The organism is Candidatus Accumulibacter sp. ACC003 (assembly GCF_907163085.1).
Lineage (GTDB): Bacteria > Pseudomonadota > Gammaproteobacteria > Burkholderiales > Rhodocyclaceae > Accumulibacter.
In genome coordinates, this window is sequence record NZ_CAJQTX010000004.1 from 53,639 (window position 1) to 72,708 (window position 19,070).

General features: G+C 62.8%; 19 protein-coding genes. 6 read left to right on the forward strand and 13 right to left on the reverse strand.

What is annotated here, in order from left to right; all coding sequences use genetic code 11:
* Window positions 1–31: 31 nt before the first annotated feature.
* Window positions 32–922 (reverse strand): nitrogenase iron protein, encoded by an 891-nt coding sequence (nifH, locus tag QZ656_RS07170; RefSeq protein WP_291992768.1) that lies wholly within the window; start codon window positions 920–922, stop codon window positions 32–34.
* 100 nt (window positions 923–1,022) lie between these two features.
* On the opposite strand from nifH, the gene QZ656_RS07175 reads away from it, so the two are divergent.
* Window positions 1,023–1,958, forward strand: coding sequence for an NAD(+)--dinitrogen-reductase ADP-D-ribosyltransferase (locus QZ656_RS07175; RefSeq protein WP_291992769.1), 936 nt, complete (start codon window positions 1,023–1,025; stop codon window positions 1,956–1,958).
* 243 nt (window positions 1,959–2,201) lie between these two features.
* Window positions 2,202–2,375 carry a hypothetical protein gene (locus tag QZ656_RS07180; protein ID WP_291992770.1) on the forward strand — a complete coding sequence of 58 codons (174 nt, stop codon included), beginning with the start codon at window positions 2,202–2,204 and terminating at the stop codon, window positions 2,373–2,375.
* Window positions 2,376–2,575: 200 nt separating this feature from the next.
* On the opposite strand, the gene QZ656_RS07185 is transcribed toward QZ656_RS07180, so the two are convergent.
* The 6 genes from QZ656_RS07185 to QZ656_RS07210 form a co-directional block, all read right to left on the reverse strand.
* A complete protein-coding gene (locus QZ656_RS07185) occupies window positions 2,576–3,100 on the reverse strand; it encodes a tail fiber protein (protein WP_291992771.1) in 525 nt (174 codons plus the stop codon).
* 80 nt (window positions 3,101–3,180) lie between these two features.
* The gene (locus QZ656_RS07190; RefSeq protein WP_291992772.1) at window positions 3,181–3,513 is read right to left on the reverse strand and encodes a phage tail protein; all 333 of its coding nucleotides are present in this window, start codon (window positions 3,511–3,513) and stop codon (window positions 3,181–3,183) included.
* A gap of 857 nt (window positions 3,514–4,370) precedes the next feature.
* Window positions 4,371–5,069, reverse strand: a complete 699-nt coding sequence (locus QZ656_RS07195; protein ID WP_291992773.1) for an RNA ligase family protein — start codon at window positions 5,067–5,069, stop codon at window positions 4,371–4,373.
* A 12-nt stretch (window positions 5,070–5,081) separates the two neighbouring features.
* Window positions 5,082–5,609, reverse strand: a complete 528-nt coding sequence (locus QZ656_RS07200) for a hypothetical protein (RefSeq protein WP_291992774.1) — start codon at window positions 5,607–5,609, stop codon at window positions 5,082–5,084.
* Window positions 5,606–6,892, reverse strand: coding sequence for a DUF3696 domain-containing protein (locus QZ656_RS07205; protein WP_291993206.1), 1,287 nt, complete (start codon window positions 6,890–6,892; stop codon window positions 5,606–5,608). Before QZ656_RS07205 ends, QZ656_RS07200 begins: the two co-directional genes overlap by 4 nt.
* Window positions 6,893–7,658: 766 nt before the next feature.
* Complete coding sequence (locus QZ656_RS07210; RefSeq protein ID WP_291992775.1) at window positions 7,659–7,958, reverse strand: hypothetical protein; 300 nt, start codon at window positions 7,956–7,958, stop codon at window positions 7,659–7,661.
* Window positions 7,959–8,021: 63 nt separating this feature from the next.
* Here QZ656_RS07210 and QZ656_RS07215 point away from each other — a divergent pair, with 63 nt between their 5' ends.
* Together QZ656_RS07215 and QZ656_RS07220 are read left to right on the forward strand one after the other, a co-directional pair.
* Window positions 8,022–9,095 carry a Druantia anti-phage system protein DruA gene (locus QZ656_RS07215; protein ID WP_291992010.1) on the forward strand — a complete coding sequence of 358 codons (1,074 nt, stop codon included), beginning with the start codon at window positions 8,022–8,024 and terminating at the stop codon, window positions 9,093–9,095.
* On the forward strand, window positions 9,059–9,808 hold the full coding sequence (locus tag QZ656_RS07220) for an ISAs1 family transposase (RefSeq protein WP_291991589.1): 750 nt from the start codon (window positions 9,059–9,061) through the stop codon (window positions 9,806–9,808). Before QZ656_RS07215 ends, QZ656_RS07220 begins: the two co-directional genes overlap by 37 nt.
* Here the strand turns inward: QZ656_RS07220 and QZ656_RS07225 are convergent.
* The gene (locus QZ656_RS07225; protein WP_291992776.1) at window positions 9,763–10,236 is read right to left on the reverse strand and encodes a hypothetical protein; all 474 of its coding nucleotides are present in this window, start codon (window positions 10,234–10,236) and stop codon (window positions 9,763–9,765) included. The genes QZ656_RS07220 and QZ656_RS07225 overlap by 46 nt on opposite strands.
* Before the next feature lie 75 nt (window positions 10,237–10,311).
* Here QZ656_RS07225 and QZ656_RS07230 point away from each other — a divergent pair, with 75 nt between their 5' ends.
* A complete protein-coding gene (locus QZ656_RS07230; protein ID WP_291991618.1) occupies window positions 10,312–11,220 on the forward strand; it encodes a DUF4338 domain-containing protein in 909 nt (302 codons plus the stop codon).
* A 189-nt stretch (window positions 11,221–11,409) separates the two neighbouring features.
* Window positions 11,410–12,738: a transposase family protein gene (locus QZ656_RS07235; protein WP_291992777.1), complete on the forward strand. Its 1,329-nt coding sequence runs from the start codon at window positions 11,410–11,412 to the stop codon at window positions 12,736–12,738.
* Between the two features lie 150 nt (window positions 12,739–12,888).
* Here QZ656_RS07235 and QZ656_RS07240 read toward each other — a convergent pair whose 3' ends face one another.
* From QZ656_RS07240 to QZ656_RS07260, 5 genes are all read right to left on the reverse strand, one after another.
* Window positions 12,889–13,158, reverse strand: coding sequence for a hypothetical protein (locus tag QZ656_RS07240; RefSeq protein WP_291992778.1), 270 nt, complete (start codon window positions 13,156–13,158; stop codon window positions 12,889–12,891).
* 192 nt (window positions 13,159–13,350) lie between these two features.
* Window positions 13,351–15,561 carry an ATP-binding protein gene (locus QZ656_RS07245; protein ID WP_291992779.1) on the reverse strand — a complete coding sequence of 737 codons (2,211 nt, stop codon included), beginning with the start codon at window positions 15,559–15,561 and terminating at the stop codon, window positions 13,351–13,353.
* Window positions 15,562–15,565: 4 nt separating this feature from the next.
* The gene (locus QZ656_RS07250) at window positions 15,566–17,065 is read right to left on the reverse strand and encodes a transporter substrate-binding domain-containing protein (RefSeq protein ID WP_291992780.1); all 1,500 of its coding nucleotides are present in this window, start codon (window positions 17,063–17,065) and stop codon (window positions 15,566–15,568) included.
* A gap of 471 nt (window positions 17,066–17,536) precedes the next feature.
* The gene (locus QZ656_RS07255; RefSeq protein ID WP_291992781.1) at window positions 17,537–17,989 is read right to left on the reverse strand and encodes a histidine phosphatase family protein; all 453 of its coding nucleotides are present in this window, start codon (window positions 17,987–17,989) and stop codon (window positions 17,537–17,539) included.
* Window positions 17,990–18,240: 251 nt separating this feature from the next.
* Window positions 18,241–19,011 carry a GNAT family N-acyltransferase gene (locus QZ656_RS07260; protein ID WP_291992782.1) on the reverse strand — a complete coding sequence of 257 codons (771 nt, stop codon included), beginning with the start codon at window positions 19,009–19,011 and terminating at the stop codon, window positions 18,241–18,243.
* Window positions 19,012–19,070 lie beyond the last annotated feature (59 nt).

The window sequence follows — 19,070 nt, forward strand, 5'->3', positions numbered from 1 at the left end:
AGCCCGCCGTGTGTGGCGGCTGCGCTGTCGTTCAGGCGGCTTCGGCGGCCAGTTCGGCGGCGGTCTTGCCGATAATCGTCTGGTCTTCGACGCTCATGATTCCGAACTCCATTAGCAGCTCTTCGAGCTGCTCCATCTCGATCGGCGTCGGGATGACGAAGTTGGTGTTGGCGACGATCTTGGCGGCCAGCTGACGGTACTCGTCGGCCTGCTTGTGCGTCGGGTCGTATTCAATCACCGTCATGCGGCGGATTTCGGCGTGCTGCACGGCGTTGTCGCGCGGCACGAAGTGGATCATGGTCGTCCCCAGCCGAGCCGCCAGGGCCATCACCAGCTCGTCTTCGCGGTCGGTGTTGCGGCTGTTGCAGATCAGTCCGGCGAGACGGACGCTGCCCGAGTTCGCGTACTTGACGATGCCCTTGCAGATGTTGTTCGCGGCGTACATGGCCATCATCTCGCCGGAGCAGACGATGTAGATTTCCTGCGCCTTGTTTTCCCGGATGGGCATTGCGAAGCCGCCGCAAACGACGTCGCCAAGCACGTCGTAGAAGACGAAGTCGAGCTCGTCGTCGTAGGCGCCTTCTTCCTCGAGAAAGTTGATGGCGGTGATCACGCCGCGGCCGGCACAGCCGACGCCGGGTTCCGGGCCACCCGATTCAACGCACTTGATGCCGCCGAAGCCGACCGACAGAACGTCTTCCAGCTCCAGGTCTTCAACCGATCCGGCTTCGGCGGCGAGGTGCATCACCGTCGTTTGCGCCTTGCTGTGCAGGATCAGGCGCGTCGAGTCGGCTTTCGGGTCGCAGCCGACGATCAGCACTTTCTTGCCGGCTTCGGCGATCGCCGCCACCAGGTTCTGGGTGGTGGTCGACTTGCCGATACCGCCTTTGCCATAGATGGCACATTGACGGAGTCTTGCCATGGTGTAATCTCCTTGCTTTGTGGGTCGAATTGCGAAAAATAAGTGAGCGTCGCACCCTATCTGTCGCAGGATGCGTGCCAGGTCCACGAGAAGGCCGCAAATGATTGAATTGGCAATGCAAATGGAGAATTCTCCGGCGCCGGAGGGGGCGCAGAGATGCGACAAGCCAGCGACTTTTTGTCGGGGTGACGACAAAGCCTGGTTGCCGCGCGAGGCGCGTTTGCCGATCAACCGCTGCAACCTGCCGGCGGTGCTGCTCGGCAGCCTGAGCTACCAGCGCAGCCCGATGCCGCTACAGCTCGATGGCGTTGCCGAGTTGCACCGCGACCTCTTCAAGCGCCTGCTCGCCGCGGCACCCGACGCACGCGCCGATGTCTTTCGCGACTACCTGACCGTTCATTTCAGGCTCGAACGTCCCGAAGATTTCGGTTTTACCGCTGGCGGCTTTTCCGGCGCGCGTGGCGCTGCAGGCGCGCGCCGGAAGAGCCGCAGCAAGGCCAACTACGTACGCATCATCCGCGGCTGGAGCTTCGACTCCGACAGCCGCGACGGCGCGGTTCTCAAAGGCTGGGTCGAGTCGCGCTTCGGGCTGATGCCGCGCTACCACGGCCAGCCCTTGCGCGATCCTTCCGGAGAGGCCTATCGCCGCTACCTGGAAATGCGCTCGCACGGCCTCTACGGCACCGGCGCACTCGAGGCGCAACTGGATCTGGTATACGCCTTCTGCCAGCTCGAACTGGCGCTACGCCATCCGGGCGCGCGCTACGTCACGCTCTACCGCGGCGTAAACCGCATGGCTGACCACGAAGTGCTGGAAAAAGGCGCCGGCGGCCGGCACGTCATCCTGCTCAACAACCTCAGTTCCTTCACCTGCATTCGCGAGCGCGCCTGCGAGTTCGGCGACTACATCCTGTCGGTCGAAGTGCCGCTGACCAAGATCTTCTTTCACTGCGGATTGCTGCCGGGCGTCTTGCAGGGGGAAGACGAGTTTCTGGTGATTGGCGGCGTCGTCGACGTGAGCTTGTCGACCCTGTGAACCGGCCAAGCCCGCGTGCCGGCCAGGCGCTCGCCAAGGAGCAATGACTTGCGTTTCTGTTGTTTGCGAGGATTCATGACCATGGAGCACGCGCTGATCGATGAGCGGGCAGCGAGCCTGCAAGAAGCAAAGGCGATTGCTCGTCGGCAGGCCGCGGCGGCGCGTCGGTGCCCGGTGCCGCCGCCTGCTTTGCACGCTGGCGGGTGTTTGCTGCGTCGCGATCAGTCGAGCTAAGCCATTAACATGCTTACTCTCACGCTTTCAGCCGTCGCCTATTTCCTCGCCAGTTATTTCATCAGGCGCTATCTCGACGCTTCAGGAATACCGAAGGGAATGACGCGCGGCCTGTTGATCTTCGTCTGCGCTTTGGCTGTTTCCTATGGCGTGGCAGCGTTGTTTCAATGGGCGACGACGTGAGGCGAGAACTTCATACGTCCAATCGGCGCCGCACAAGCGCCTGTCCCTGACGCTCCCCGGAGCGGCGCGACCCTCGACGCTGGTCCTCGCACGCCCCGGCTTGCGCTTCAATACGGGGTGCCAGCTTGTGGACGAAGTGACCCTGTCACCCCTGCCTGCCGTGATGGCCGACCTCGCCCCCTACTAACCGCTTCTGCCAATCATGGCCGTGATGGGTATTTGCCCTGGAGGACCAGGCAGTAGGTCCAGAACCTCGGGTCGTCTTTCGTGACGGGCAAGGGCCCTTTGCCGCGCAGATCGGGCAAAACGAAGCTGCGCTGACCATCGCCCCCGTACATCGGGCCAAGGAGCGAAAAGAGAGCGCTGTACTGGTTGACTGGCAAGGTTTGCCCTTCAGCCCTGACCGTTCCCCTGGGGCAGAAATTCCCGCTGCTCAGGAAAATTGACGCCATCAATCTGTCTTCCGGCTCGGCCTCGTACTCATAAACGCAAACGCGCGCGACGCTCCCTTTCGGGCACACTCCAGCGGTGCAGGCGGGCATATCGGTGAGCGGCTTGCCGAGTTTCGGATCGAGCTCGCGGGTACCGGCGGGGCAGAAATTTCCGCCAAAGAGAAAGACCTGCTCGGGGGCGGACGCCGCGAGGGCATCGTTCGGAGTCAGTAGCGACGCCGCCAGCAGCGAAGCGCCGGCGAGAGATAGGGCGAGAAAGCGAAAACGTTCCATCGATGTCACTCCGTGGTTGAGGACAAGCGCGCTGCATCTTTCGGGAAAGCAGCCGCTCATCATTGGTCGATCGCCGCCCACTAATCGCGCGAGGGGTATATGCCCTGGGTGACGATGCAATACCTGGCGCCTTGCACCTTGCTCTTGTCGCGCAGGTCGGGCAAGGCGAAGTCGTTCCTGCCATCGCCACCGTAAGTGGTCCCGACGATGGAAAACAGAGCTTGATTCATCGAGTCCTGTATCGACAGTTTGCGGCCGTCCGCTTCGAGCGATCCGGACGGGCAGGCGGGCGACAAGGTCAGGACTATTTCGCCGACGTAGAAGCCGCTGGCTCGCGCCGGCGTCGCGGCAAACGGCGAAAGCAGCAGCAGAAGGCCTGCAAGAATGGCCGGGATTTGGCGGTCTCTATTCATTGATGCATCTCCTTGCTGGTGTGAGGTACGGCGCATCCGCCCGGGAAACGTGCTGCTCGCCTTGGCCACGCGCAAGAAAGCCAAGGGCGCCGCGGCAGTATGCGCCTTCGTTCGTGCGCGTATAAAAGTTTGTCGTCGGGAGGACGGCGGCGTCCTGGCCAGGCTGAGCACATGGCGCCGCCATCAACGGCAAAGCTCGTCCGCCGCCTGTGCAGCAGTCGTGGCCTGGCGACGCGACGGGCTCTCGCGTCAGTGCTTGCCGCAGCGGCAGGAGGTGCCTGGCGGGTCGGTCCTTTCGGGTCCGCTCACGACCCGCAGGCGGTGCGCACGCGATGAAGCAGTCGACGGCGCTGGCTCGTCATTGCGAACGGAGTGAAGCAATCCAGGGGGTGGCAGCGGACTCGGCGGCGTGATCGGCGGCGGCAACTGGACTGCCGCGTCGCTACGCTCCTCGCAGTGACGGTGCTCAATGGTGAGTGTATGGGAGCGTTGGCGAGGCGGCTTCTTACGAACGATCGGCCTTGGCGGTGGCGACGTCGATCGTCGCCATGGACCGTTGCGGGCGGTCTTGACTCGCTCGGGGAAAGAGCGGACCCCGCACGGCTTCATATTGTTTCTTGGTGCTGCTCGCTGAGACCGGCGGGGACTGCTCGGCGACCGCAGGCCAGAAAGGTCTCTCAACGGCAGCTTTCGCAACGCTCGAACTCAGCCTTTCGACCCAAAGGCAACATTTAGTACGCCTCTGCGTTAACGGCAGCTGACTGAGGCAGACCGACCATCATTTGGGGAGCGTTGAATGCGTGAATGCACGACCTGACACTTTCTGGTGCAGCTCTCGTTTTCTCCGAGGGGCAGGATTAGCGCGACGCTGAATAGTTCACCCGATTCCACTCGATCGCGCGACGACGCCAGTGGGTGTCGATGGACTGGTTGAAATCGGGGCGCACCACTTTGGCACGAGCCTCGCACCAGTCGGATGACTCGCGACGCACCACCACGCCTTCAAACGGCTGGCTGGCGCGGTAGTGGCTGGAAGTGCTCATCACGATGCGCTTCACTTCGGCCAGGGTGGTGCGGCCCTGCGCTACGTGCGGCACGGTGAACAGGCCCGTTTCTCGCGCTAGCGCATCGCGCCGTCGTGCGCTCCAAAAACGGCCAGCGTCACGGTCGTAAACGTCGAAGAGTAAAAACCAATCCGGCAGGGCGCTGTAGTCCAACGAGTGACGTGCTGCGCACCACTCGCCAAACAGTATCAGGCTGGGCGTGAGCACGGCGTTGAGCGGATCGCCATGCTGCGCCAGCCAGGACGGCAGACGAGCGAACTGACCTGCGTGCGCGCTAGCGAGATACTGGCCTCGATTCTGCGCACGCAAGGTGCCATCCAGCGCAAGCGAAATCCCCAAGTTGGCACCGTCTAGCTTTTCCTCCACCACTACCTCGCCAGACAGAAGCTCCGCCACGTCGGCAGGTGAGAGCAGCTTGTCGTCGCGCGGAATATCGCCTCCGCCTAGCCAGGCCAGGTGCGGAGTGGAAGGAAAGCGGAAAAAGTCGGTCACGGGATCGCGTACTTATCGCAACTGTTTCTCGGCATGCTTCTGGCGTGACCATGCTTCAATGATCGGCTCCAACAACACTTGGTGCTCGCCCAGAGCCTGTTCCCAGTCGTGCCAGTCAGTGTCGCCCGCAAAAGCTATGCAGCCCTCACCGAACTTAACTTGAGAGGCCAGTGCCGCTGCCACCATCTTCTTGTCGGCGGCATCGTGGATTACGGGATCCAGGGTGGGAATCAACACGCCATCACCGTGGCTGTCATATTCCACCGGAACGTCGTCTACCGCGGCAGTGCTCCATTTGTGCATCACCACCTGGATGCCGAAATCATTGAACCCCAGTTTGTTGTTGTATTCCTCATAAATCTTGCCGGCCAAATCCAGAACCAGCCTAGACTCACTTTGTTCGAAAAGATGCAACCACTTCCATACCTCTTGGCGCAAGCGCGGATCTGAAGGGGTGGCGTCAATATCCTTAGGGTGAACAGGGTCGGCGGCGCTGGCGGCAATCAGCACATTGGTGTCGACCACGTAGCGCGCCCTCATGCGGACGTTTCCTTCTGACGCTCGAACATCAAACGAGCCTGTTCGCGAGTCTCACCCAGTGCGTCACCAAAGAAGCCGGGGGGCCAGTTTTTTACTCGCCCGAATTCATCCAGCGCCAGTTCCCGCAGTTCAGCCGCCTTGCTATCATGGTCAATGAAATACATCGCTGCATCTTGCGTGCTTGTAGCTTGCTTAGCTATGAGGGTCTGCATGCGCCGAAACAGATGCTCGGAGTGCGTCTCGACAACGAACTGCACGTTGCGTTCCCTGCTGATTGTCACGAACAACTCCGCCAGAATCGATTGCGCCAATGGGTGCAGATGAATTTCCGGCTCTTCCAGAATGATGGTGCTTCCCTGTGGAGCAAAGTAGGAAATGACCAGTACCGGCAACACCTGGGAAATGCCAATACCTATGTCCCTCAGATTGCAGGCGATGCCATGGCGGTGAACGATGAGTTCATAGCGGTTCGAGCGCCCATGCTGGCGTACCTCCAGCCTGTCGGCTACCTTCATACGGGTAAGCCAGTAGGAAACGCCGTTGACCACACGGTTTTGCTCGTCGCCTTTGAGCAAGGCGCTGGCCAACAAAGCGTCGATTGCGCCTTTGCCGTCACTACCAACGTCCCCAGGCTTGGTCTTGTTCCAGGGGTAATCGCGCTCCGGCTTTCGGCGAAGCGGTCCCAGATAACTGATACCCTCTAGCTCACGACGAATTGTTAGGCTGAGGTCTTCAACGATTGGTCCGTCCTTTTCCAGCATGGCGACTGCCTCTGCGGAAAATGCCACCGAGCGCTCCGGCGCATAGTTCCGACCTTTGAACCTAGGCTGTACCTCTTCATCCACGAAAATGGAGAATGCACCCTTTTCCCTGCGCACCGCCTTGAACTTTCGGCCATCAGTCCGCAGCGTAAGGGCCTGGATAGCAACGCTACCCGAGGATGTCTGACCATAATTGCAATCAAAACTACCGCTTTGGATGCGTCCATCACCGTGACGCCGGAAGTCAAAGGCTATGGAGAACTGGCGCGGCACTTCGGTAGATTGGTGCAGGACGTCCTCGAACCCGCCAAAATCGAACAAATCGTTGATCTCGTCGCCACCTAGGTTCAGGTGCACCGTGCGGTCTGGTGACTGTACCGTCTGTTTGAGCAGGAGCAGACTTTGGATAAGCGTGGACTTGCCAGATGAATTGGTGCCCAGCAGCATGGTCACTGGCCTTAATGTAACGTCTCCCGTATCCTTCCACGCCTTAAAGTTGCTTAGTCGCAGTCGTGTAATCATCAGTGCATGTCTCCGAATTCCAATTTGTTCACCATTTTCAGCACCAGTATTCTTGCGCGCCATTCACCCGCAATCATAAGGTAGTGGTGAATCTATACCAACCAGTGGTTGTTTCTCCGCTACGCAAGTGTGAGGGAGTGGGGTACCTTACATGGTTGTTCGAGGTCGCTAGTAAGTCGCCGCACTATCAGTGACCGGGTTCAGTCTGTCGCCACCAGCGCATAGGGGTCGATAGGGTACGTTCCAGTATTGGGAAGGTTGCTGTTCGGACAGCTTTTCCGGCCAGCGGCCGCTAACCCTTCCGACCGGTCGCGAAGCGCCCGATCGCTCAGAGGCCGCTTCGGCCGATGAGCCGGAATTGCCCCTCCGGCAGGTTGCGAAGCGCAGCGGACGTTCATCTGGCGGTTTTCAGGAATGCTCGAACGTCTCTTGATGGCCGACAGCTGACGTTCGCCGTGATTATACTCGGCGCGATCCTCGCCTGGCCGACAGCTCGGCAACGCGGTCGTCACTCGCCGTGAAATGGCGACCGAGTCGTGCCATTGGCCGAGACGCCTGGCTCTCGTTTCCTGCTCGCGCCATTCATCACGACCATGGTCTTTGGCCAACTGTTCATTGGCTTTTTCGGATCACAGCAGGCGAGTCAGTCCGTGAGCTGGGCGGACCCCGTAGCCCATGTTATCGCTCAGCCCGTGCAATCGGCTGGCGGCACGATCATCCTGCCCATGAGTGAGGGGAATGCTTACGACTTGGACGATTGGCGATGTCACGACAAGTAATGACGGCTGGACCGATTGGCGAGACTCTCCGACTCACGTTCATGACTCGGACGGTCAAGCGCAAGGCTTTGCGCCGCCAGCTCATGGCCCAGAGCCTCGACTTCGAAGCTCAGAGCCTTGACTTCGAAGCTCAGAGCCTTGACTTCGAAGCTCAGAGCCTTGACTTCGAAGCTCGGAGCCTTGACTTCGAAGCTCGGAGCCTTGACTTCGAAGCTCGGAGCCTTGACTTCGAAGCCCGGAGCCTTGACTTCGAAGCCAGGGTGGATTTGTCCTCTCAGGCAACGCACGGGCAATCAAGCAGTTAGTTCTTCCCCCTGGACATCTGCGCCGGAAGTCCGTATAAATGGCGCATGGAAAGCGTTCTTGGTGCATTGCGTGTTCGCTTGGTGGGCAAGAGCGAAGAGGCTCGCTATCGGGAGTTGATGGCAGAGCATCACTACCTGGGCGACCTGGCGAAGATCGGGCACACGCTTTGGTACGTGGCCACCTACGGCGAAAAGTGGACGGCCCTGCTGAGTTTCTCTGCGGCGGCCTGGAAATGCGGCGTTCGTGACCGCTGGATCGGCTGGGACTATCGGCATCAGTACGATCGCTTGGGCCTGGTCGCCAACAACAGTCGCTTTCTGATCCTTCCCGATTGGCATTACCCCAATCTCGGCTCCAAGGTGCTCTCGCTGTGCGAGCGACGGGTCGCCGAGGATTGGCAGGCGCATTTCGGGAAGCCGCTGTTACTGCTGGAGACCTTTGTGGACCCCTCGCGCTTCCAGGGGACCGTCTATCGCGCCGCGAACTGGACGCCTCTGGGGCTGACGCAAGGCTTTCGCCGCACCCGAGAAGGCTACAGCGCCCACCCGACGTCGCCCAAAGTTGTCTTTGTTCGCCCCTTGCAGGCGGACGCTCGCGGCCAACTTTCCCGCTCGATACTCAACCCCCGCTATCGCACAGGAGCGCCCAGGATGATGCTCACCGCCGAACAGATGCGCACGCTTCCCGATTTCTTTGCCGGCATCGCCTACCCGCGGCGCGCGCAAGGAAGGCGTCACCCCCTTCCTGCCGTTCTGGCCATCGCCACGGCGGCGGTCTTGTGCGGAATGCGGGGCTACAAAGCCATCGCCGGGTGGGCCAAAGACCTCACACCGAAAGCACGCGAGCGTTTCCGCTGTCGTCGCGAGAAGGGCGTTTACCGCGTACCCAGCGAGTTCATCATTCGTGACGTCCTGATCCGTGTCGATCCCATGGCGCTCGATCAAGCGTGTCAGCAGTGGAACAAGGCCTATGCTCAAGACGACCCCAGTCTGGCGGTCGACGGCAAGACCATGCGCAATGCCCATGACGAGCACGGTCAGCAAGCACACATCATGAGCGTGGTCGGGCATCAGACCGGCGTGTGTCACACCCAAAAAAAGTCGGCACCTTGCCCGTAAATGGCGGGGACGAGCTCAAGCAGACCAATGAAATCGGGATGTTCATACCCCTGCTCGATGCGATCGATATTCAGGGCAAGGACATCACCGCCGACGCGCTACTGACACAGCGCAAGCTGGCGACCTACCTGGTGGAGCGCAAGGCGCACTATCACTTCACGGTCAAAGGCAATCAGCCAACACTGCAAGCCGATATCGCGCTCCTCTTCCAGGATCGGAAGGGGGCAGACTTCGTGGCGGTTTCGCCACCTGACCATGGTCGGATCGAGACTCGGCGTATTTGGTGCAGCAATGCCCTCAACGCCTATCTCGACTTCCCGTATGTCGGCCAGGTGTTCTTGATCGAGCGCGAAGTGCTGCACAAGAAGAGCGGCAAGCGGACGCACGAAATCGCTCTCGGGATCACCAGTCGCCCTCCAGAACAGGCCAGCCCACAGCAAATCCTCGCCATCAATCGCGGCCATTGGTCGATAGAGAACCGCTGTCACTACGTCATCGACTGGAACTACGACGAGGACCGTAGCCGTATTCGGACTGGTTACGGACCCGAGAACATGTCACGCCTGCGCCGCTTTGCCGTCGGAATCCTGCACCACTTCTCCGACGGCAAAACCAGCATTTCCGAAAAAATGCGCCACCTCAACCGCAACATCCGATTGGTCTTCGACTACCTGCGCATGACCAAAAATTCTACAGGCCACGTATCACCTTGATCCCGGCACGAGAACAAATTTACCGTGACTTCGAAGCTCAGAGCCTTGACTTCGAAGCTCAGAGCCTTGACTTCGAAGCTCAGAGCCTTGACTTCGAAGCTCAGAGCCTTGACTTCGAAGCTCGGAGCCTTGACTTCGAAGCTCGGAGCCTTGACTTCGAAGCTCGGAGCCTTGACTTCGAAGCTCGGAGCCTTGACTTCGAAGCCCGGAGCCTTGACTTCGAAGCTCAGAGCCTTGACTTCGAAGCTCAGAGCCTTGACTTCGAAGCTCAGAGCCTTGACTTCGAAGCTCAGAGCCTTGACTTCGAAGCTCAGAGCCTTGACTTCGAAGCTCAGAGCCTTGACTTCGAAGCCAGCGCTGAAGCATGACTGCGCCAGCCCAGTACTGGCAAGGCGTTGCGGTGGGCAGGCAAAAAAGGTTTCGCACAAGGGAGCTAGACAGCCGGGGGGACTTCTGGCAGGATAGGTGGAGGGTCATTGGTCCACGTTTCAGCCGGAGGTATCGTGGTGGTTGCAACGAGCGAAGGGGAGTGGGTGCACTGCGGTCGCGTATTCAGCGCCGCGGAGATCGCCGAGGTGTGCGGGACGGTGGCGTGGCTTCCGGGATTGGCGCGCAAGGAGTTGGCGGCGACGGTCTGCGAGCACCTGGGGTGGACCACTCTGACAGGGACGGCGAAGATCAGCGCCTGCCTGGAGTTTCTGGAGCGTTTGCAGGCGGCCGGGCTGCTGACACTGCCGGCGATAAGGCCGTCGTCAGCACGCCGTTGCGCGCCGCCCGCGGCACCCGTAGATACGGTCACCGGGGAGCTTCCCGTGCACTGCGCCCTGTCGGCACTCGCACCGGTCTGCCTGGAAGTCGTTCGCGACGCGGCGTTGGTGGCGCAGTGGGATGCGCTGGTGGCGCGCTGGCACCCACTGGGTTTCCAGGGGGCCTTCGGCTACCGCCTGCGCTACTTCATCACGGCGGGCGACCGGCGGCTCGGCAGCGTCCTGCTGGCCGGCGCTGCCCGCGCGGTCGCCGTGCGCGACCGCTGGATCGGCTGGACGGCCCAGGCCCGCCGCGAGAACCTGGCGCGGGTGGTGAACAACAGCCGCTTCCTGATCTTTCCCCACGTCCGGGTGCCGCATCTGGCCAGTCATGTGCTCGGACAACTCGCGCGCCGCGCACGCGCGGACTGGCTCGATCACTGGGGCTTCGAGCCCCTGTTGCTGGAGACTTTCGTCGATCCTCGTCACTATACCGGCACCTGTTACCGCGCGGCCGGTTGGCAGTTGCTCGGGGCAACCAGCGGGCGCGGGCTGGCCCGCCCCGGCCAGTCGTATCGCAGCACGCCCCGCCAGGTGTGGCTCAAACCGCTGAGCGCCGATTGTCGCGACCGGCTGTGTGCCGCCCCTGGGAGCTCCCGGCCATGAGCAAACCCTGCCGTCGCCCGACACGCGCTGCCCTCAAGGAGCTGCGCTCAGAGAAGAAACGGCAGGAAAAGGCACTGAACGCGAAACGGCGCGCGATGTGGACAAGTCCTCCACTCCCCCACTTCTCTGCCCAACCGATGCTCAGCCTTCGCGACCGTCGGCGAGGAAAGGGAGGCCCGCGAGGACGCCGTGAGCAAAAAGACGCGTCTCCTGCGCAAAGAGCTACCCGCCTTGCTCGAGCAACTGGAACAAATTCCCGACCCGAGAGACCCCAGGAAGCGCCGCCACAAGCTGACCGCGCTGCTGCTTTACGGTCTGCTGATGTTCGTCTTTCAGTTCTCCTCTCGGCGCGAGACCAACCGCGAAATATCCCGTCCCCAGTTCATGGCCAACCTCCACCTGCTGTTCCCGGAGATCGAGACCCTGCCACACGCCGACACCCTGTTTCGGCTGCTGCGCGACATCGACCTTGACCACCTTGAGCAGGCCCACGTCGATCTGGTGAAGCGGCTGATCCGCGGCAAGAGCTTCCGCCGCTATCTGATCAACCACTGCTACCCCATCGCCATCGACGGCTCGCAGAAGGTCGCCGGCGACACCCTCTGGGCGGAGGAACTCCTCCAGCGCACCGTCGGCAAGGAGGAAACCCGCCACACCCAGTACTTCGTCTACGTCCTCGAGGCCAGCCTGGCTTTCCACAACGGCCTGGTCGTCCCACTGCTCAGCGAGTTCCTCGAACACGCGCTGGGCGATACCGAAGCGCAAAAGCAGGACTGCGAGCTGCGCGGCTTTGTGCGCTTGAGCGACCGGCTCAAGACGCTGTTCCCCCGCCTGCCGATCCTGCTCCTGCTCGACGGCCTTTACGCCAACGGGCCGGTGATGCAGCGCTGCTTGCGCGCCCACTGGCAGTTCATGATCGTGCTTAAGGACAAGGATTTGTCCACGGTCTGGCAGGAGTTCCGCGCACTCCACGCCCTGAAGCCACAAGCCGTGCAGCGCGCTTGGGGAAGGCGCCGACAACACTTCAGCTGGGTCAACGACATCGACTACGCCTTCGCGGCCAACGGGCGTCAGCGTCTCAAGCTGAACCTGGTGGTCTGTGAGGAAAGCTGGGAAAAGATCGATGAACAGGCCAGGACCGTCACCGAAACATCGCGCCACGCCTGGCTCTCCAGCCAACCGCTCAGACAAGACAATGTCCATGAGCGCTGCAACCTCGGTGCCCGCCACCGTTGGGGCATCGAAGCGGGCTTCCTCGTCGAAAAACATCAGGGCTACCACTACGAGCATGCCTTTGCCCTCGACTGGAATGCCATGAAAGGCTATCACCTCCTCATGCGCCTGGCGCATGTGTTCAATACCCTGGCACGTTTCACCCGGCAGTTACGCAACCTCTATCAAGAACTCGGTGTGCGCGGCGCCATCGCCTTCATCCGTAATTCCTGTGCTGCGCCCTGGCTTGACCCAGCACGCCTGCGTCTGCTTCTCGCCGAACCGTTCCTGCTGCAACTCGAATAACCTTGCCCAGGCCTGCCCAACACATCTTCCCAAGCGCGGCGCACCCCGCGCCGGGAAAGGCTCGCCTGGCGATCGTAACGGAGCTCCCTCGACCTCTCCTGTCCCACTGACTGAACACCAAACCCCCGCGCCGCAAGCGCTCCCTTGCCGCTAGCCAACCCCCATCTGGCCGCCTCGGCGGCGAAAGTGGGCGTAACCGGCAAGTGCTGTCGATTCGGGGAGGTCATGCGTCAGGGCTGCTTCGAAGCTCAGAGCCTTGACTTCGAAGCTCAGAGCCTTGACTTCGAAGCTCGGAGCCTTGACTTCGAAGCTCAGAGCCTTGACTTCGAAGCTCTGAGCCTTGACTTCAAAGCTCAGAGCCTTGACTTCAAAGCTCTGAACCTCGACTTCATACCGCTGAACCGCCGCGCTGACTCGCAAAGACTTAACCTCACGACTCCGACAGGAGTGGATACCCCTCGGACTGTCACGCGGCCATGCCGGCTCGTCATGGCGAACGGAGTGAAGCAATCCCGGGGGTAGCGACCGACTCGGCGGGGTGATCGGAGGCGGCAACTGGACTGCCGCGTCGCTACGCTCCTGGCAGTGACGGTGGCCAACGGTGTCCGGGTGTCAGGCCGGTCGGCCCGCGTCATTCCTCAGCGGCGTCGCATCGCCAGCGGCGACCTCGACAAAGAACACCGCGCCTTGCCCGGGCGTACTCGTGGCCCATACCCGTCCGCCCATGCGCTGCATGGCTTTGCGGACCAGCGCCAGGCCGACGCCGGTGCCGGCGTAGGATTCGCTGCGCTGCAGTCGCTGGAAGATCTCGAAAATCCGGTCATGGAAACGCATGTCGAAACCGATTCCCTTATCTTCGATGGCCAGCGTCAGCCGATCGCCGCTGCGCGTGCCGCGAATGCTGATCACCGCGGGCTGTCCATCGCCAGTGAACTTCAGGGCATTGTCGATCAGGTTGCGAATCACCACCGCCAGTCCCTCGGCATCGGCCTGGGCGACCAGATCGGCGAGTTCGACGGCCACCGTCGCGCCCTGACTCTCGATCACCCCCTGCAGTTCGGCGAGCACCGAGTCCACCAGTGGCCGCAAGGCGACCGCCGCGCAGCGCAGATTGCGCCGCTCCAGGCGGGCATACGACAGCAGGCCGTCGATCAATTCTCCCATCTGGGCGACGCCGTGGGCAATCTTGCCGATATAGCGCCGTCCGCCTTCGCCGACTTGCTCGCCATGATCCTCGACCAGCATGTGGCAGTAGCCGGCCATTCCCCGCAGCGGCGCCTTGAGGTCGTGGGCGACGGCATAGGCAAAGCTCTCCAGCTCCTGGTTGAGTTCGGCCAGCTGCCGGGTGCGTTCCTCGACGCGTTCCTCGAGCTCGTCGCGGGCGCGCGCCAGGTCGGCCTGGGCGGCTTTGAGCAGCGAGACGTCGCGCGCCATGCCGAAGACGCCGCGCACCTCGCCCTGAATGATCAGTGGCCCCTTGGTCGTCAGATAGGGCAGGCGCTCGCCGGTGGCGGCGATGACGACGCTCTCCTCGTAGCTCTCGACCTTGCCCTGCGCCATGATGCGCTGGTCGTCGGCGCGAAAGCGCTCGGCCAGCGCCGACGGGAAGAGCGCGAAATCGTCGACGCCGAGCACCTCTTCCGGCGACCTGTCTACCAGCGCCGCCAGCGCGCGGTTGCCGAGAACATAGTGTCCCTGCTCGTCCTTGACGAATATGGCGTCCGAACATCCCTCGACGAGCGCCGCCAGCATGCCGTGGATACGCTCCAGTTCAGCGGCCTTTTCGACGCGCTCGCTGACATCCTGCACCGTCCCCTGCGAGTGCAGTGGCGTGCCGTCGTCAGCCGCTATCGTCTCGCCGCGTTCTTCGACATGCTTGATCCGTCCATCCGGAAAACGCAGGCGATGAGCGCTGGCGTAGGGTCGCCGCGAGGCCAGCGACGCACGGCGAGCGGCATCGACCGCGGCGCGGTCGTCGGGATGGATGGCGCTGAGGAAAGCCGCGTGGGCGGCAGCGCTCGGCGACGGGCCTATCTCGAACAGGCGGCAGGCCTCGGCCGAGCAATCGAGGCGGCCGGTTTGCAGGTCGAGCACCCAGCTGCCGATGTGCGCCAGCCGCTGCGCCTCGCGTAGCCGGCCCTCGCTTTCGCGCAGGGCGGCCTCGGTCTGTTGCTGGTCTTCGAGAACGCTGAGCAGCGCCCGCCGCGAGCGCGCCGACTCGACGAGCTGCTGGCGGCTGCCGGCGTCGCGTCGAAGCCGCTCGGCGCTGCGTTCGGGAAAGCGGCGGGCGCTTTCGGGATCTTCGTGCCGGAGCTGCGCGATCAGCCCCCTGCGCTCGCCGCGCAGCTCGATTTGCGTCATCACCTGCCGGGCGAGAACGCGCAGGGCGTTCTGCTGCTCGGCGCCCAGCCGGTGCGGTTGGCGATCGATCACGGACAAGGTACCGATGGCATGTCCGTCCGCCGTCAGCAGCGGCGCGCCGGCATAGAAACGAATGTGCGGCGCAGCGGTCACCAGCGGATTATCGGCAAAGCGCTGGTCGCTGGCGGCGTCGGCAACGATGAACAGCTCACGCTGCGCGATGGTGTGCGCACAGAAGGCGATAGCGCGGTCGATCTCGACGACGTCGACGCCAAACCTGGCCTTGGTCCATATCCTGTCCTCGTCGACCAGCGAGATCAGCGCCATCGGCGCCGCGCAGATGCGCCCGGCGAGTTCGGCCAGATCGTCGAATAGCGCCTCGGGCGGCGTGTCGAGCAGCTTGCAGGCGCGTAGCGCGGCCAGGCGCGCGCGCTCGTCGGCGGGCAGCGGCGCGGGCTTCATGCGCTCACGAGCGATCCGCCGCCGATGGCCCGAGCTGGCTCGGATAGCGCGCGGACTGTCCGTGCTGCGCAAGCAGGGCGTTGATTTCGCCTTTGAGTGCCTGCACGCGATCCTCGCGACCGAGCATCACCGCCTGCCAACGCGTCAGTTCGTCGAGTTGCGCCTGCAATTTTCGCTCCATGGCACGCCAGTCGGTGATGTCCTGAATGGCGCCGAACAGGCGGTTGGGGCTACCGTTCGCGTCGTATTCGATACTCACCCGGACGCTGGCTTCGCGCACGCTGCCATCGGGACGCCGCAGGCGATACCTGAACTCGTCGATGTCGTCGCCAGGCTTGCTCGCCAGCATCCGTCTCAGAAAGTCGTCATGGCGCTCGCGGTCGTCGGGGTGCGCCAGGGCGAGAACTTTCTCGTAGGTCATCTGCACTGATTGCGGTTCGAGGCCAAAGATGCGGTAGGTTTCATCGGCCCACGCGACATGCCGGTCGGCCGTCCGGAATTCCCAGTGGCCGAGGTGAGCAATGGCGACCGATGCCTTGAGCCGCGCGTCGCTCTCTGCAAGTTCGTGCTGGCGCCGGGCCAGCTCGCGTTTGAGCTGGCGATTCCAGACCAGGATGACCAGATAGGCGACGAGCGCCAGGGCGAGGGCGCCGAGCAGCCAGGGAAACAGCCGGGCAATCAGTCGCGGTTCGCTCAGACGGACGATTTCCTTGGCCTGCGGCAGCCAGCGCTGCAAGATCGCGTTGCGGCGCTGCGCGGGAATCGCGTCGAGCGCCTTGTCGAGCAGGAGCGCCAGTTGCGGCCAGTCCTTGCGCACGCCGAAGCGCTGATTGTTCTCCGCCATGTCGAAGGCGGCATTGACCCGCAGGTTGCTAATGCCGTTCTGCGCGGCCAGAAAGATGTTCACGCCGATCACCCCGACGTAGGCATCGGCCGCGCCGGAGGCCACGGCGCGCAGGCCATCGAGCGGTGTGGCGAGCAGCAGCGGATGCAGCTTCGGGTACTGCTCCATGACCTTGCGGCTCGACGAATAACCCTCCACCAGCACCAGGCGCAGGTTTTCGAGGTCGTGCAGCGAGCGCAGTTGCGGCGTGTCGTAGCGGGTGACGATGACCAGCGGCGTAATGAGGTAGGGGACGCTGAAGTTGAGAAACTCCTCGCGTTCGGGCAACTGCGCCACCGTCGCGACGGCGTCGAGCCGGCGCTCGCGCACCGCGTCCATGAGTTGCGGCCAGCTGAGGTCGCTGACGAATTCGAAGCGGATTCCCAGGCGGGCCTCGATCTCGGCCATGAAATCAGCGGCCACGCCCTGCACGCGACCGTCCTTGTCAAGGAAGGTGTAGGGGCCATAAGCGGCGTCGATTCCCATCCGGATCACCGGGTGCTCGGCCAGCCAGGTGCGTTCGGCGGTGCTCAGCTCAAGTTCGGCAGCCACCAGCGCGCGGCTCGCGGCCAGCGCCAGCAGCAGCCAACAGACGATCAGCCAGCGAACAGGGAACCGCATGCTTCCTCCCGGGGTCGGGTGGACTCGGGGCAGTTCGTTCGCGCCGGCACCCGCCATGCCGCACTCTACACCCGGCGGCCGGCAAGAAGGCGGGGGTGATCGCTGAAGTGCCCGTCTGGCGATGGCAAATCGAGGCGTCCGATCACTGGGTTTCTGCTCTCGCTCGGTCTGCGCCGCTGGCACTCCGGAACGCCACCACGGCGCTCGCACGCAGGGCGGGCGCCTGACGTCAAGCGATTGACAATCGCCGGCGCCGGGTCGTCATGGCGAACGGAGTGAAGCCATTCAGGGGCTTGCCGCGGTGGACTCGGCGGGATGATCGGAGGCGGTAACTGGACTGCCGCGTCGCTACGCTCCTCGCAGTGACGGTGCTCAGCCGGCAGCAAGCGGCATCAACCGGGGACAGCCCACGCGGGTGCCCGGGAAAGCACTCAAAACAGCGGCTCCGCGCCCGCGCCGAGCGCCGTGCACTTAGAGATTGCTGACCGCGCGCAGCACGGTTTGCGTTTCGTCACGGCGGACGCGATTGCTGAACCACCAAATGCCGCTGCGCTTGATCGTCCAGTCGGCCTCGTGGCCCGCCAGCAGCAGCGCCGCCAGACGGCCAAGAGCGGGCTGATGACTGACCAGAATGATCGTGCCGTGGTAGTCCGGCCAGCCGGCGGCGGCGAGCAGGTCGGCCGCGTCGGCGCCGATCGCCAGCTGCGACTTGACGTCGAAGGGCAGACCGAGGGCCGCTGCGGTTTGCCGGGCGCGTCGCGCCGGGCTCGCGAGCACCTGCACCTTGCGCAGATGTTGCTTCTTCAGCCACTCGGCCATGTGCTCGGCGTGCTTCATGCCGCGCCCCGAAAGCTTCCGCTTGCTGTCGGTGATCTTGGCCGTTGGCGCTTCCGCTTCGGCATTGCGCCATAAAATCAGATCCATCTCGGTTCGCTTTCTTGATTGAATTAGAAGAAGCTTGGCGTCAGGGTATGTCGCGGCGATCAAAGACTCGGCCACGGCACGCCGCCGGCGTGGTCAAAAGTTGCTTTGCCGCCATGCCGGCCGGCGCCGTCAAGTAGTTCATCGACTCGAATGTGGCGGGCAGGGCTTCTCCTGCGTGGCAGTCGGCCCGGAGGCTTCGCTCATGACGCCTTCTGGCTGGCGATCAAGTGCGCTACGAAGAGTGCATTGGCTCACGCCGAGCGCGGCAGCGCTTGCCGGTTGTGGCGCCGCGTAAAGCGTGCCAGCGGCAACATCAACATCAGCTCTGCGGTATTGAAGTCAGAGTTCCACGCCGGTTCGCCACAGACCCACGCGCCGGCGCCGAGATACTCCTCGATCAATGGCGGCATCGCGACGCGTCGCTCGTCGGCCAGGTCTTCGAATGGCAGTCGATGCAGGGGGAACACCCGGTAGTCGATCGGCGCCATCTGCTGCGGGCGGATTTGCCGGAAGACGCTGGCTGCATGCCGTCCGCCGTCGGCGATGCCGATCGAGGCGCAGCCGATCATGATTTGCTGATCGTCGATCAGCAGGTGCTCGACCAGCTTTGCCCATAGCAGGGTGCTGACGCCAGCGCTGCGGTAGTTGGGATGAATACAGCAGCGGCCGACTTCGGCCATGCGCGGACGCAGCTTCCGCAGGCGGTCAATGTCGAAAACGTTCTCGGCGTGGTAGCTGCCGACGCGGCTCGCGGCGCCGGGTGAAAGAATACGAAAGGAGCCGACGAGTTTGTTCGATTCTGTTTCCCGTGCCAGCAGGTGCCGGCAGTAGGGGTCGAAGAAATCGCTGTCATGGCCGGGAATATTGCCTTGCACACGGGCGTCGAGTTCGCCGCCAAAGACCTGGTAGCGCAAAGCTTGTATTTCGCGGACTTCGTCCGTGCGGCGGGCGAGGGTGACGCAAAAATTCCGGTTGCTGGTCGCTGGGCTGGTGCGGGGGCGCTCCCGCAGCTCCTGATTCATGCCGCACTCCGTTGGTGACTTGAGAAGCGCCGATTTTCGCGAGCCGCTGTGACGGCCGA